Source organism: Collinsella sp. i05-0019-G5, from assembly GCF_042851345.1.
Lineage (GTDB): Bacteria > Actinomycetota > Coriobacteriia > Coriobacteriales > Coriobacteriaceae > Collinsella.
Window position 1 is genome coordinate 2,102,601 of the sequence record NZ_AP031421.1, and the last position, 13,879, is coordinate 2,116,479.

The following is a 13,879-nucleotide window of genomic DNA, read 5'->3' on the forward strand; positions in this document are numbered from 1 at the left end:
CTATTCGCCCTCTTCAACAACCTCGAGCGAATAGCCCTGGTTGCGCGATGCACGGATGGCCACGTTGGCACCAAGCGCCGTCAGCTTTTTGCGCAGGTACGAGATGTAGACCCACACCACGTTGGCGCCTTCGGGCGCGTCCTCACCCCAAACCCCGAGCATCAGACGCTCGGTGGGCATGCGCGTGCCGGCGTTGCGCATAAAGAGCTCCATAAGCTGAAACTCTCGATTGGCCAGGTGCTCCTCGCCCAAAGGGCCCACGAGTGTGCACGATGCCGTGTCGAGGCGCACGTTGCCCACGCTGAGCGTCGTGGCGTCAATTGCCGTCGCGGCACGCGTCATGGCGCGAATGCGTGCGAGCAGCTCCTTGGCGGCGAACGGCTTGGTCAGGTAGTCGTTGGCACCGGCATCCAGGCCCTCGACCTTATCGGACACCTCGCTTTTTGCCGTGAGCATGATGATGGGCAGTCGCTTACCGGCGGCGCGTGTGCGCTTGAGCACCTCAATGCCATCCATGCCGGGCATCATGATGTCCAGGATTGCGGCGTCATAGTCGTTGGCGAGCAGATATTCGAGCGCCGTCAGACCGTCGAGGGCAGTGTCGACCTCGTAGTCGCTATGTTGAAGAATCGCGGTAAGGGCACGGGAGAGGCCGGGTTCGTCCTCGGCAAGCATCAGCTTCATAGTTGTTCCTTTGGCGCGCGGCTATACAGATTTCGATATTGCCGATGATAGCGCACCGCCAGCCGCCTTAGCGCAGCCTTAGCTGCTCAACCTGCACGTTTCTAAAACGCTGGATAGGGCTTAGCCAAACTTAAGGCACATATGCCGAGCGCTTGGACGCATGCCGGCCGCGAAAGGACGGCGACTCGTTCTTTCAGGGTGTCTTGGCCATGCAAAGTGCTTGAACGTTAGTCCTCGTACGCGCCCTCAAGCCGAAGCAACCACTCCTTGCGGTCGAGGCCGCCGGCATATCCGTTGAGCGAACCATCGGCGGCAACCACGCGATGGCACGGCACAATAATCGAAATGGGATTACGCGCGACCGCGGCCCCCACGGCACGGGGAGACACAACGGGTGCCTCATTTCCCGGCACACGATGTCGAGCCGCAACACGCTGGGCGATCTCGCCATACGTGGCGACCTCGCCACGCGGAATAGAAAGCAGCTCGTACCAAACTTCATGCTGAAACGCCGTGCCAATCAAATGCAACGGCGGCGTAAACCGAGGTTCCTGCCCCGCAAAATAAGCATTCAGCCAAGCCCAGGAACGCTCAAGCACCGAAGAGGCCGCACCATTTGCGGGACTTACCGACGACATGCCACCGGTACCGGAAACCGCGTCGGCGCCTTCAACATGTTCGGAGTCTTCCCGGAGAAGCGTGGAGCCAAAATGCTCCTGCCCCTCAAACCAAAGTCCCGTCAGACCGCGGCCATCAGCGGCAAGCAAGATTTCGCCCAAAGGCGAAGCAAACGTCGTCGTGACCACCAGCGGCTCCTTTCAAAACTCCGCAACATAATACCGCGAATTGTGCAGACAACCCCAATCGACCCCAAAGTCACCCTAGGCAGCAGGCGCGAACGCGCCGCAGCTGCCGGCCGCGCCCCACAGTCCCCCAAGGCGGCAGGCGCAAAGCGCCGAAGCCGCCGCCGGGATCAGGGCCCGCAACAGCCACGTGCCCCCACATCAGCCCAGCGGCCCCAACCAACAACGGCCCCATCGCAGGTCGCTTGCAGCAGCGTCACCGCAGGCGGGGGCCGGGCTTGGTTTTCAGAACACTCCGCAGACCAGTGTGGCGCCTTGTCCGCGGCTCCGAAGGAGCAGGACAAGGCGCCACACATGGTCGAGGACGTTCTGAAAACCAAGCCCGGCCCCCGCCGGACAGGTCACACTACTCGCAGAGCAGCTTAGCGATCTGGACGGCGTTGGTTGCCGCGCCCTTACGGATTTGGTCGCCGCAGCACCAGAAGGTGATGCCGCGCGCAGCCTCGGGGTTCGAGATGTCGCGGCGTACGCGACCGACCCAAATCAGGTCCTGGTCGGAGGTGTCCATCGGCATGGGGAAGCGGTCGTGCGCATCCTCGGCGCTCATGTCGTCAACTAGCTTGACACCCGGAGCGGCAGCCAGCGCGGCACGGGCCTCTTCCACCGTGATGTCGCGCTCGAACTCAAGCGTGATGCTCTCGGAGTGCGAGCGCAGCACGGGCACGCGCACACAGGTGCAGTTCACGCGCAGCTCGGGCAGATGCATGATCTTGCGGCCCTCGTTTTGCAACTTCATCTCCTCGGAGGTAAAGCCCTCCTCCTTGACGCCGCCAATCTGCGGAATCAGGTTGCTCGCGAGCTGGGCGGCAAACGCGCGCGGCTCGGGAATCTCCTCGCCACGGCCCAGGGCGGCCAGCTGAGCCTCGAGCTCGGCCATACCGGGAGCGCCAGCACCCGAAGCCGCCTGGTACGTCGAGACGATCATGCGCTTCACGCCAGCGAGCTGATGCAGCGGCCACGTGGGAACCAGGCCGATAATGGTCGCGCAGTTGGGGTTGGCGATAAGGCCGTGATGCCACTTGATATCGTCGGCATTGATCTCGGGTACGACCAGTGGCACCTCGGGATCCATGCGGAAGGCATGGCTGTTGTCGACCACGACAGCGCCGCGCTTTACGGCCTCGGGCAGCAATTCCTTGGCGATATCGTCGCCGGCAGCACCAAGCACAATATCGCAGCCCTCAAAGGCCTCGGGGCAAGCCTCCTCAATCACGATTTGCTCGCCGCGGAACTCAACGGTCTTGCCCGCAGAGCGCGCGCTCGCCAGCAGCTTGAGCTTACCGACCGGAAACTCCTGCTCGTTGAGGCACTCGAGCATCTGGGTGCCCACGGCTCCCGTCGCGCCCAAAATAGCAACCGTGTACTGTTTCATGCTTCCCCCTTTAAAGGTTGTGGCTTTTGCCCGCACGCCGAGCAGGCCGATTATTGTTGCCAGTGTATACAAGAACGGGGCGGGCACGAAACCCGCCCCGTCGAAACGAAACCGAAACGAAACGCCCCGCCGTAGATTTATGAGACATGTCCCAAAAAATCAACGGGATGGCAGCTACTTGTGGAGCGCGACCAGGGCGGGATCGACCGGCGCGGGAGCCTCCAGATCGGAGACCTTCACAATGCCGTTCTCGTCGGAGAAGGCGCGGTAAATGGTCTGAATCGCCAGATCAAAGTCCTTCTCCTCCACACCGATGATGATATTGATCTCGTCGCAGCTCTGCGAAATCATACGCACGCTCACGCCAGCCTGGCCAAGCATGCCAAACAGGTGGCCCGAGATGCCGGCACGACCGCGCAGGTTACGGCCGACGGTCGCGATAAGTGCCAGGCCCTCGACAACCTCGATCTCGAGCGGCTCGACCTCCTGCTGAATGTCGCCCACGAGCGAGTACAGTGAATCGTGAACGTCCTGCTCCTGCACCACGGCGCCAAAGCGGTCGACGCCGGTGGGCATATGCTCGACGGAAACGTCATAGCGCTCGAAGACCGAAAGCGCGCGGCGCATAAAGCCGACGCGCGGTTTGGTGCGGTCGCGGGCCACGTTGATGGCGACAAAACCGCGCTTGCCGGTCACGCCGGTAATGATGGGCTCTGCCTCGCCCTCATCAGCCGTCTCGCTAATGATGGTGCCGGGATCCTGCGGCGCATTGGTGTTCTTGATGACCAGCGGAATGCCTGCCTCGCGCACGGGGAACACGGCTTCCTCGTGCAGGACGCTTGCGCCCATGTACGAAAGCTCGCGCAGCTCCTCGTAGGTAACGCGCGCAATGGGCTGAGCCTCCGGAACAATACGCGGATCCGCAGAATAGAAACCCGAGACGTCGGTCCAGTTCTCGTAAAGGTCGGCGCCCAGGCACTTAGCCAAAATCGAGCCCGAGATATCGCCGCCGCCACGATCGAGCAGCTTGATCTGGCCCTCACGCGTCGCGCCGTAGAAACCGGGCATAACAAAGCCGCCCTGCTGACCGTACTCCTGCACCAGCTCGGAGGTGCGGTTCATGCTGAGCGTACCGTCGTGATGGAACGCAACGACCGTCGCGGCATCCAGGAACGGCAGGCCCAGATACTCGGCCATCAGGCGAGCGGTGAAGTACTCGCCGCGGCTCACGAGCTCCTCGGTGGAGTAGCCGCCCGAGCGGGCGCGCTCGGCAAAGGCCGCAAACTCTTCGCGGATGGGATAGGTGAGTTCCAGCTCGTCAGCGATATCAAAGTAGCGCTGGCCAATGTCCTCGAGTAGCTCCTCGCACGACACGTGATACTTAACGTGTGCGTTAACCAGGTAGAGCAGGTCGGTCACCTTGGTGTCGCCCTTAAAGCGGCGACCGCAGGCAGAAACCACCACAAAACGGCGGGCAGGGTCGGCATCGACGATGGCCTTGATCTTCTTGAAGTGTTCGGCGTCGGCGACCGACGAGCCGCCAAACTTGGCAATCTTAATCATGGGCTGGAGGTTACCTTTCTAAAAGCCTCTGCAAACCTGTTTTGCGCGCTCTGATACCATGGGTTCACCGATTGGGACCAAGGCATCCGAGGAGCAGTGTTATATGGGAACTTATCATAGTACACGAGGACGCACTTTATCGTGCTCAAGTAAGGTGGCAATCCGCACCGGCATCGCTCCCGACGGGGGTCTGTTTGTCTCGGACGAGCTCGGCACCCAGCAGGTCGATATCAGCTCGCTTGCAGATAAATCGTACTTTGAAATCGCTCAAGATGTGTTGGGAATGTTACTGAATGATTACACGGCCGAAGAAATTTCGGCGTGTGTCGACGAGGCATACCGCGGCACGTTCGCGAGTGAAGAGGTTACGCCGCTCGTCAAACTCGACGCTGCGCCGGGCGCTGACGCCCCTCAGACCTATGTGATGGAGCTCTTTGGCGGTCCCACGAGCGCCTTCAAGGACGTCGCCCTGCAGATGCTCCCCCGCTTGATGGCCCGCACTTCCGCCAAGGACGGCGGCGCCGAGCGCATCATGATCGTCACCGCCACGTCGGGCGACACAGGCAAGGCAGCACTCGCCGGCTTTGCCGACGCCCCGGGCACGGGCATCACCGTCTTTTATCCCGAGGGCAAGGTCAGCCGCGTGCAGAATCTGCAGATGTCCACGCAGGAGGGCGGCAACGTCGCCGTCTGCGGCATCCGCGGCAACTTCGACGACGCCCAGAGTGCCGTCAAGCGCATCTTTGCCGATAAGGAGCTGGCCGAGCGCCTGGAGGCCGCCGGCACCGTGCTTTCGAGCGCCAACTCCATCAACGTCGGCCGCCTGGTGCCGCAGGTCGTCTACTACTTTGCCGCCTATGCGCAGCTGCTGCGCGCCGGCGCCATCGAGGCCGGCGATGCCGTGGAGTTCTGCGTACCGACCGGCAACTTTGGCGATATCCTGGCCGGCTACTACGCCAAGCGCATGGGTCTGCCCGTCGCCAAACTCGTCGTGGCCAGCGACAAGAACAACGTGCTCGCTGACTTCCTGACCACCGGCGTCTACGACCGCAACCGTCCGTTCTTCACGACCATTTCGCCGTCGATGGACATCCTTATTAGCTCTAATCTGGAGCGCATGCTCTACTTCCTGTCCGACGGCGACTGCGAGCTCGTTGCCGGCCTTATGGAGCAGCTTGCCCAGACCGGTCGCTACGAGGTGCCTGCCGAGCTGCTGGCCAAGATCCAGAGCGTATTTGGCTGCGGCTGGGCCAGCGAGGACGAGGTTCGCGCCGCCATCAAGAGCTGCTGGGATGCCAACGGCTACGTGATCGACCCGCACACCGCTTGCGGCTATCACGTCTTTGAGCAGGTCGCCCCCACCGAGGGCGCCAAGGCCCGCGTGCTGCTTTCGACCGCCAGCCCCTACAAGTTCCCGCGCGCCTGCTGCGATGCCCTGGGCCTCGACGTTCCCGAGGACGACTTTGAGGCCATGCGCGTGCTCGAGCAGGCAACCAACACGGTCGCCCCAGCCCAGCTCGCCGAACTCGAGTCCAAGCCCGTCCGCTTCGAAGACGTCTGCGACGTCGATGAGATGGCAAGCTACGTCGAGTCCGCAGCAAAACGAATGAGCACCAACTAGATCCCTCATTAAGCGCCGGCGAAAGCCGGCGCACCTTCTTTTTATTTAGCTTTTGGGATAATGACGAGCATGCGAGCGGGTCTGGCCGTTTAGTTCGTCGCGAGTTCCGCACGAGCCGGAAAGCACTTAATGTGCTTTCCGAGCGAGCCAGGACTGCCCGAGCAGCGAACTAAACGGCCAGACCCGCCCAGGAGGACCCACATGATCAAAATCACCGTCCCAGCAACCAGCGCCAACCTAGGCATCGGCTACGACACCCTCGGCATGGCCGTCAGCCTCTACTCGCACTTCACCTTCGAGCGCGCCGACAAACTCACCATCACGGGCTGCCCCGAGGAATTCCAAAACGAGAACAACCTGGTCTACGTGAGCTTTGTCGATGCACTGGCTGCATGGGGCGAGCCGGCTTTTCCCGTTGCCATCGACATCCAGACCGACGTGCCCGTCGCCCGCGGCCTGGGCTCCAGCTCCACCTGCGTCGTCGCCGGCATTATGGCCGCCGCCGCACTGACAGGCCACACCGTCGACCGCGCCGAGCTGGTTCGCATTGCCACCGAAGTCGAGGGCCATCCCGATAACGTCGCCCCCGCTATCCTGGGCGGCGCCGTCTGTTCCTTTACGCCGACCGATTCGCTCCCCCAGTGCCTGCGCTACGAGGTGAGCGATCGCCTGCGTTTTATTACCGTGATTCCGCCCTACGAGGTGCATACGAGCGAGGCGCGCAAGGTTGTGCCGCAGGAGATTCCACTCTCCACCGCCGTGTGGCAGATGGGCCGCATCGCCGGCATGACGCGCGGCTTGGAGACTGGTGACCTGGACCTGATTGCCGCCGCCAACGACGACCGCATCCAGGAGCCCTATCGTCGCCGCCTGATCCCCGACTACAACGCCGTGCGCGACACCTGCCTTAACGGCGGCGCTAAGACCATCTGGATTAGCGGCTCGGGCTCGACCCTCATGGCTGTGACCGACGACACCATCGTGGCAAAGTTCCTGCAGGTCAAGCTGCGCGAGCAGTTCCCCAAGTGCGACACGCATATCCTCACGTGCGACACGGAAGGCGCTCAAATCGAGTACCTGTAGACATCCTCCTCATATACCTGTCCGGGACGGTCGGGATGTTCCCTCAAAATCGTCCTCGCGCATGAAGGCCCCTTGTCCTGCTCCTACGGAGCGACGGACAAGGGGTCTTCGCGCTGCGGAATGATTTTGAGGGAACATCCCGACCGTCCCTGCGCCTACCTTGCTGAGGATGTCTACAGGGACCCACGCTTTGAAGGGGCGCCGGGCTGAAATATATGGCCCTTTATTGATAGGGGCTCTTGCTAGGCTGGAGCCCTTACTAGAGGCAGGCCTCGGCGATGCGGCGCTTGAGTTCGTCGATACCCACGCCGGTCTGGGAGCTTGTGATGATTACGTTCTCGGCCGGAACGTTGAGCTGCTTTTTGATGGCTGCTGCCTGGCGGGCCTGCTGGGTGCGACTGAGCTTGTCGGCCTTGGTGAGGCAGACGATAAAGTTGAACTCATTGCCCTGCAGGTAGTCGATCATGTCATGATCGAGCTTGCTGGGATCGTGACGAATGTCCACCAGCGAGACGACCAAGTTAAAGCTGCGCTCGGAGTCGAAAAAGTCGCCGATAAGCTCGGCCCAGCGGTCGCGCTCGGCCTTGGAGCGACGGGCGAAACCGTAACCCGGCAGGTCCACGAAATGCACGTCGTCGGCCTCAAAGAAGTTGATGTTGCTCGTCTTGCCCGGCGTACTGGAAACCTTGACTAGGTTCTTGCGGCCAAATAGCTTGTTCATAATCGACGACTTGCCCACGTTGGAGCGGCCGACAAAGCTCACCTCGGGGCAGGTGGACTCGGGAATCTGCGAAACCTTGCCATAGCTGGCGACGAACTTGGCAAGCTGGTAGTTAATGGAATCGGCCATGGACACTCCTTGGTCGTAGGTTCTTACAAATAGACGCGCTATTGCACAGCGGCAATGCGGCGGACGATATCGAGCGTAATGTCACTTGCGACACGCGCGTACTCGAACAGATCGAACTCTCGCTCGCAAATTGCATCGTACGCCTCGTCACAATTATCGCTGATAGCGCGCAACACCAGGCAATCGACACCATTTTTGGTTGCGACATGGGCAATTGCCGCGCCCTCCATGCCGACACAATCGGCATGCGTCGCCTCGATAGCGTCGTTGCGCATGGCGGCGCCCGTCACAAAACGGTTACCCGTGGCAATCGTGCCGACCAGGAACTGCTTGGTGCCCTCATTCGAAGCGACTGCATTTGTCGAAGCGTCAACAAACCCACGCTCAGCAAGCACGTCGGCGGCAATATCGACCAGCGCGGGCGTCGAGCCAAACTCCTCGAGCCCCGGTGCGGACTCGGCGATAAGCGCGGTATCGGTATCCAGATAGCGTAGGCGTTTGCCAATGACCACGTCGTCGATATGGAGCTTGGGGTTCAAACCGCCCGCAATGCCCGAAAACACAACAGCCTGCGGAGCATACTTGCTAATGAGGTGCTGTGTTGCAGCAGCGGCGTTCACCGTGCCCATGCCCGCCGTTGTGGCGACAACTGTCAGGCCGTCGAGCTCACCGCTCACAACGGTCAAGCCCGCCTCCCGTGCCTCGCAAACGTCGCTCAGCTCTTCCTTAATCTGCATGATCTCTTTTTCGAGCGCACCGATAATCGCGATGGTAGCCATACCATTCCCCAAACCTATACGAAATTCTCAACCAAGGTATGGTACCAGCATTTTGTTTGACCTCGCCAAACGAACACGCTAAGCCAGTGCAGCTCGCGTATCAAACAGAGCCTTTGCAATCGCGGCCGTAACCTCGCTCGAACGGTCACTCCATGGCATCGATGTCATGACGCTCATGACATAGGTACGGCCATCGATGTCGATGAGGCCTGCATCGCATGTCGAATAGTAACCATCCTCGCTAATCCAGCCTGCCTTGTTGCGCACCAAAACCTGCTCGTCCGCAATGCCATCGCGAATAAACGAGCGCGATGTTGATGTCAGAAGGCCCGACAACCACTGTGAAGTCTCGGTATCCATGCTCAGATACTCGCTCATCTCACGCCATAACCTCGCAGAAGTGCGCGGGCAGTAGGTCGGAAAATCACTCATCGGATTCAGTGCCGTTTCGTCATCAACACCCAGATTGGCAATCCAATCCTCATAGCCATCATGGTCAAACGCCGCGCGTAACGCGATAAACGAATCGTTGTCTGAGTTGGCGACGGCATTCTCGATAAGGTCGCGCACCGTCTGCCAGCCCATGCTGCAACCACCATACGTGGCTAAAGGCCCATCGAGCGACACCCGCCCCGATTCGACCAACGTCTCGCAAATATAGAGCGCATACAGCGCTTTGTAGCTGCTCGCTCCATACACCTCGACATCGGCGTTATACGTCACGCCCCTACCGCTCGATAGGTCGTAGAACACTACACCCACGTCGCCCAGCTCCTGCGCCCGACACAGGGCATCCTGGAGCGAGGCAAGGCTCTCATCCTCCAAGGCAGGAGTCTTGTTATCCACCAACGAGAAGGTCCGAACGGTATCACCCGAAGGGATATCGTTGAAGTCCGCCTTCGAAAGTCTCGTCTTGAGATCTGCCGTCGACAGAGCTTGATCTGCCGACGCTTTGGACTTTGAAACCTTCTCGTTTTGCAGCTGTACCGTTGACGCATCTGGGCGCACCGTTCGCTCCGAGGCGTAGGTTTTAACGGTAATTCCGAGGATAATAACCGCCGACGTTAGCATCCCAATGGCGGCAATCTTCCTCACGCGGATGCGAGCGCCGGCAAGGCCACGCGAAGACGTGCCCTTCGTCTTATATCTGCTGCCATGCTGCGGCACATACTCGTCCCGCGATGCGATGTTTCGCACGTGGTCTCCTGACTGCCACCGTTTATATACGAGCAGTATGATACCGAGCAGGCATTTCTTTCCAAAGATATTCAGCGGCGTTTAAGGTGTCTTTAAAGAAACCACAAGCGTATTTATCCAAATGGCACGATTCTGTTGCGCATCTCACCGCAACCCAGAGAGCAGTCTTTTAAGGACGGGGCTCTTTAGCAATCAACTAGGTGCCCAGGGGCACTCATTTAAGTCTGTCCCCAATGAGTGCCCTTGGGGAACGAAAATGGCATGCTATCCGATAGCGTTTTTGAGCTCCGCACGGCGCTTTTTCATGCCGGTCATAACGGCATTGCGCAGCTCGGGCATGCGCGCGGTATCCATCTGGGGCACGCCCTCGAGCTTATAGGGAATGCCCAGTTGCTCGTACTTGACGACACCCATCGTGTGATATGGCAGCATTTCCAGGCCCACCACGTTGTGCCATGGAGCGATGAGGCGACCGAGCTTCTCGCACTCCTCCACCGTGTCGGTAATGCCCGGCACAACCACGTGGCGGATAACGACCTTGATCTTGCGACGGGCAAGCTCATCGCCAAACGCCAGGATACGTGCAGGATCGCAGCCGGTCAGCTTTTTATGCTCAGCCGGATCGGCATGCTTGATGTCGAGCAGCACCATGTCGGTCTCGTTGAGAACGGCATCGAACTTCTCGGGATGCTGAGGGTCGAAGGCGTAGCCACAGCTATCCATGCAGGTATGTACACGACCATCGGGGTTGTTGTGCATTGCACGGAACAGGTCGGCCAAAAACTCGGGCTGCAGAAGTGGCTCGCCGCCCGAAACCGTAATTCCGCCGCTGCGGTAAAACTCATGGTTACTCTGGAACTCGTCCATAAGGTGCTCGACGGTCACCATGGTGCCGCCGCTAACCGACCAAGTATCGGGATTGTGACAATACGCACAGCGCATGGGACAGCCCTGAACAAACACCACAAAGCGGATGCCGGGTCCGTCGACCGTTCCCATCGTCTCGATTGAATGCACGCGGCCTAGGGCAAATGCGGAATCCTCAGGACGAGCGTCCACACCCTCAAGCGTCATCTCAGCCATTCCCGCTACCTTGCCTCTCCTTGGATGCAACCAATTAAAATGCCAGAGCCATTCTAGCCCATGCGCTTGCGTTTAAACGTCTCGGGCTAGAATGGCACGTTTTAATCTATCCCCCATCACCATGGCTGGGGTCTACGTCGAGATGTCAGGCTGAAGAACGCTCGCCTGCGGCCTTTACGCCTTAAGCGTGAGCACCGCACCGAAGGCGGTCGGGCCACAGTGGCTCGAGATGACGCCGCCGACTTGAGTCCAGGTAACGTCCTTAAAGCCCAGGTCATGCGCATAGACTTCCATGTCATCGCGCAGCTCCTGGGAAAGGCCCACCGAATACGCCAGGCCAATGTGCGAGTAGTCAATCTCGCCCTTCGCAACCATGTGGTCAATGAAGGCGCGGGCGCACTTGAGCATAGAACCGCGGAACTTCTTGGTCGCCACGAACTTACCGCCCGTCACCTCAATGCAGGGCTTAATCTTGAGCAGATGGGCACCAAGGAATGCGACGTTGGACAAGCGACCGCCCGCCTTAAGGAAGGCAAGGTCCGTAGGAACAAAACCCAGCAACACGCGGTCCATGACGGAGTTGGTAAATGCAAAGATCTCGTCAACGGTGGCATCGGGATGAGCCTCAATATACTTGGCGGTCTCGACGACAACGAGCGACTGGCCCACCGAGACAAAGCGCGTGTCCATGGAGAACACGTAGTCGCGCCCCTGAGCCGCAATCTTAGAGGACTGATGCGAACAGGTCGTGGCCTCGGAATATGCAAGATGCAAAATAGTCGCGTCGGGTTGCTCGGCATGGATGCGGTCGTACACATGCGCAAAATCCGCTGGCGAACAGCCACTGGTCTTGGGCATCACACCAAACTCGTTGCAGCGCGAATAAATCTCGAGCGGATCGATCGAGCCGTCCTCGACGGTCTCGTCACCAATCGTGACATGCATGGGCACGCGCACGATGCCGTAGCGCTCGCAGAGCTCCGGCGTTACATCCGACCCAGACTCAACCACGATTACATACTTGCCCATTCTTATCACGACCCATCTCGACATTGGCTTTTCAATACATGACACGCGCGTCGCGCTGTTGCACAACGGCATCTAAGCGCCAAAGAGACGCCGCCCTTTGCACATAACAAAGGACAGCGTCTCCCTGGAAAACTCCGTGCTTAACTGAGATTTTACACGGTTTATTAAGGAGTGTTACTTATTCCGCAAACGGTCGCTATACGCGATAAACGGTAGTTGGCCGCGGCAACTGCGACACATTCCGCCCAACAAGTCCAATCGTGCTCCATGCACGGTTAATGAGCGAGGCGGTAGAAATCCATCGACGCCGCGCCCTCGGCGTGCAGCGCCATCGCCGGAACCGCCGACGAATAGGTACGGCTCGTAAGTGCCGCCTCACCGCCGTTGGCAAAAATCTCGACCATCGTAGTGTCCGAAAGCACGCGCAGGTCGCGAAGCTCGCCGAGCTCAATCGACCTCTGGTCGCGCCCATAGCCTTCGTCACCCATGTCGAGGGTAAGCATCCCGTCCGCATAGCGCACAAAGACACCCTTGCGAATCTCGAGCTCAACCATCTTGGCGCCCTCACAGGAAACCACGAGATCAAACAGGCGGCCCGGCTCCTCAACGGTTTCACCGCCTGTCGTGCGAACGCAGTCGCCGCGCATCCTCTCAATCTCGTGCGCCGGCTGCTGGCAGAGCTTACCATCGCGCATGCTCAGCTCTCGCGGCACCGTCAACGCGCACTGCCACCCGCGCGCCACCGTCGGGTTTTCCGCCGTCGCATCGGGGCAACCCGACCATCCGATCATCAATCGCCGGCCTGCAGCATCCTCAAAGGACTGCGGAGCATAGAAATCAAAACCGGCATCGACCATCGGGGGCATGCCCTTCCCGACGATTTTAAAGCTCGGCGCCTCCCAATCGGCCTCGATGGGGAACCACACGCACTGATGCGGATTGCGGTAACGCCAGCCATCGGCAGGCACACCCTGCGGACAGCAAACGAGAATAAGCTCGCCATCAAGCTCAAACAGATCAGGGCACTCCCACATAAAGCCAAACTTCTCGCCCAGCTCAATGCGCGTCGCATAGCTCCAGACCCCTAAATCACGCGAAGTATAGACAAGCACGCAGCCACGGTCGTCTTTCGTACGAGCGCCCAGAACCATGTAGTAGATACCATCGTGCTCAAGGATCTTGGGGTCGCGCACGTGCGTACCGATATCGTCGGGGTAATCGACTGGTCCAACAGCCATGCGCTTCTCGCCCAATTCGTCGGGATTCTCGGCAACCATATGAATCTGGTTTTGCTCACGGCCCGTCAACACGTAGTCGTAATCATCGCGGTCAAAATGCTTGACGTTGCCGGTATAGAAGTAGTGAATCTTGCCATCACGTACAAAGGCAGAACCAGAATACGCTCCGCTCGAATCCAAATCGGAATCGGGGAACAGCACGGGGCCGTGATTCTCGTACGTCACAAAATCCTTTGTCGTCAGATGGTTCCAAAGCACTGGACCGCCATGCGCAGCATCGAACGGATCGTATTGATGATAGATGTGATACGTATCACCAATCTGAACCAAACCGTTGGGGTCGTTGAGCCAGCCAAGCTCAGGCTCCACATGGAACAGAAGCCTATCGGGGTCGGACGCGATGCGAGCCGCCGTCTCATCCTGTCCGACACGCCACTGCTCATAGTCCGCGCGTGTCACCTTGTTTTTTTGATTTAACATCGCCGTTGACTTTCTCGTCTATGGGGAAGGACGCTCG

12 protein-coding genes are annotated in these 13,879 nt (G+C 59.5%); 2 read left to right on the forward strand and 10 right to left on the reverse strand.

Annotated features, from left to right (window positions below):
• The 4 genes from ACGHIZ_RS09850 to ACGHIZ_RS09865 all read right to left on the reverse strand — a co-directional run bounded on the left by ACGHIZ_RS09850 (position 1) and on the right by ACGHIZ_RS09865 (position 4,482).
• On the reverse strand, positions 1-684 hold the full coding sequence (locus ACGHIZ_RS09850) for a response regulator transcription factor (RefSeq protein WP_035137623.1): 684 nt from the start codon (positions 682-684) through the stop codon (positions 1-3).
• 227 nt (positions 685-911) lie between these two features.
• Entirely contained in the window at positions 912-1,490 is a 579-nt protein-coding gene (locus tag ACGHIZ_RS09855) for a methylated-DNA--[protein]-cysteine S-methyltransferase (protein ID WP_346965235.1), read from the reverse strand.
• A 403-nt stretch (positions 1,491-1,893) separates the two neighbouring features.
• Entirely contained in the window at positions 1,894-2,919 is a 1,026-nt protein-coding gene (locus tag ACGHIZ_RS09860; RefSeq protein ID WP_117640200.1) for an aspartate-semialdehyde dehydrogenase, read from the reverse strand.
• A gap of 174 nt (positions 2,920-3,093) precedes the next feature.
• Positions 3,094-4,482 (reverse strand): aspartate kinase, encoded by a 1,389-nt coding sequence (locus ACGHIZ_RS09865; protein WP_117766542.1) that lies wholly within the window; start codon positions 4,480-4,482, stop codon positions 3,094-3,096.
• A gap of 103 nt (positions 4,483-4,585) precedes the next feature.
• On the opposite strand from ACGHIZ_RS09865, the gene thrC reads away from it, so the two are divergent.
• Positions 4,586-6,103: a threonine synthase gene (gene thrC, locus ACGHIZ_RS09870; protein WP_346965434.1), complete on the forward strand. Its 1,518-nt coding sequence runs from the start codon at positions 4,586-4,588 to the stop codon at positions 6,101-6,103.
• 201 nt (positions 6,104-6,304) lie between these two features.
• Positions 6,305-7,186, forward strand: coding sequence for a homoserine kinase (thrB, locus tag ACGHIZ_RS09875; RefSeq protein ID WP_006234874.1), 882 nt, complete (start codon positions 6,305-6,307; stop codon positions 7,184-7,186).
• Positions 7,187-7,445: 259 nt separating this feature from the next.
• Here thrB and yihA read toward each other — a convergent pair whose 3' ends face one another.
• The 6 genes from yihA to ACGHIZ_RS09905 all read right to left on the reverse strand — a co-directional run bounded on the left by yihA (position 7,446) and on the right by ACGHIZ_RS09905 (position 13,842).
• Positions 7,446-8,036, reverse strand: a complete 591-nt coding sequence (gene yihA / locus ACGHIZ_RS09880) for a ribosome biogenesis GTP-binding protein YihA/YsxC (RefSeq protein WP_089572350.1) — start codon at positions 8,034-8,036, stop codon at positions 7,446-7,448.
• A 38-nt stretch (positions 8,037-8,074) separates the two neighbouring features.
• On the reverse strand, positions 8,075-8,815 hold the full coding sequence (gene mtnN / locus ACGHIZ_RS09885) for a 5'-methylthioadenosine/S-adenosylhomocysteine nucleosidase (RefSeq protein ID WP_390447800.1): 741 nt from the start codon (positions 8,813-8,815) through the stop codon (positions 8,075-8,077).
• Positions 8,816-8,893: 78 nt separating this feature from the next.
• Complete coding sequence (locus tag ACGHIZ_RS09890; protein ID WP_390447803.1) at positions 8,894-10,012, reverse strand: serine hydrolase; 1,119 nt, start codon at positions 10,010-10,012, stop codon at positions 8,894-8,896.
• 264 nt (positions 10,013-10,276) lie between these two features.
• Positions 10,277-11,095: a pyruvate formate-lyase-activating protein gene (pflA, locus tag ACGHIZ_RS09895; protein ID WP_148346452.1), complete on the reverse strand. Its 819-nt coding sequence runs from the start codon at positions 11,093-11,095 to the stop codon at positions 10,277-10,279.
• A gap of 174 nt (positions 11,096-11,269) precedes the next feature.
• Positions 11,270-12,124, reverse strand: a complete 855-nt coding sequence (locus ACGHIZ_RS09900) for a DegV family protein (protein ID WP_229107860.1) — start codon at positions 12,122-12,124, stop codon at positions 11,270-11,272.
• A gap of 275 nt (positions 12,125-12,399) precedes the next feature.
• On the reverse strand, positions 12,400-13,842 hold the full coding sequence (locus ACGHIZ_RS09905; protein WP_238022595.1) for a glycoside hydrolase family 32 protein: 1,443 nt from the start codon (positions 13,840-13,842) through the stop codon (positions 12,400-12,402).
• Between the last annotated feature and the right edge of the window lie 37 nt (positions 13,843-13,879).

Bases quoted from the DNA above. Each gene is read 5' to 3' on its own strand.
- ACGHIZ_RS09850 (WP_035137623.1), bottom strand. From the start codon at position 684: ATGAAGCTGATGCTTGCCGAGGACGAACCCGGCCTCTCCCGTGCCCTT.
- ACGHIZ_RS09860 (WP_117640200.1), bottom strand. From the start codon at position 2,919: ATGAAACAGTACACGGTTGCTATTTTGGGCGCGACGGGAGCCGTGGGC.
- ACGHIZ_RS09865 (WP_117766542.1), bottom strand. From the start codon at position 4,482: ATGATTAAGATTGCCAAGTTTGGCGGCTCGTCGGTCGCCGACGCCGAA.
- thrC (WP_346965434.1), top strand. From the start codon at position 4,586: ATGGGAACTTATCATAGTACACGAGGACGCACTTTATCGTGCTCAAGT.
- thrB (WP_006234874.1), top strand. From the start codon at position 6,305: ATGATCAAAATCACCGTCCCAGCAACCAGCGCCAACCTAGGCATCGGC.
- yihA (WP_089572350.1), bottom strand. From the start codon at position 8,036: ATGGCCGATTCCATTAACTACCAGCTTGCCAAGTTCGTCGCCAGCTAT.
- mtnN (WP_390447800.1), bottom strand. From the start codon at position 8,815: ATGGCTACCATCGCGATTATCGGTGCGCTCGAAAAAGAGATCATGCAG.
- pflA (WP_148346452.1), bottom strand. From the start codon at position 11,095: ATGGCTGAGATGACGCTTGAGGGTGTGGACGCTCGTCCTGAGGATTCC.
- ACGHIZ_RS09900 (WP_229107860.1), bottom strand. From the start codon at position 12,124: ATGGGCAAGTATGTAATCGTGGTTGAGTCTGGGTCGGATGTAACGCCG.
- ACGHIZ_RS09905 (WP_238022595.1), bottom strand. From the start codon at position 13,842: ATGTTAAATCAAAAAAACAAGGTGACACGCGCGGACTATGAGCAGTGG.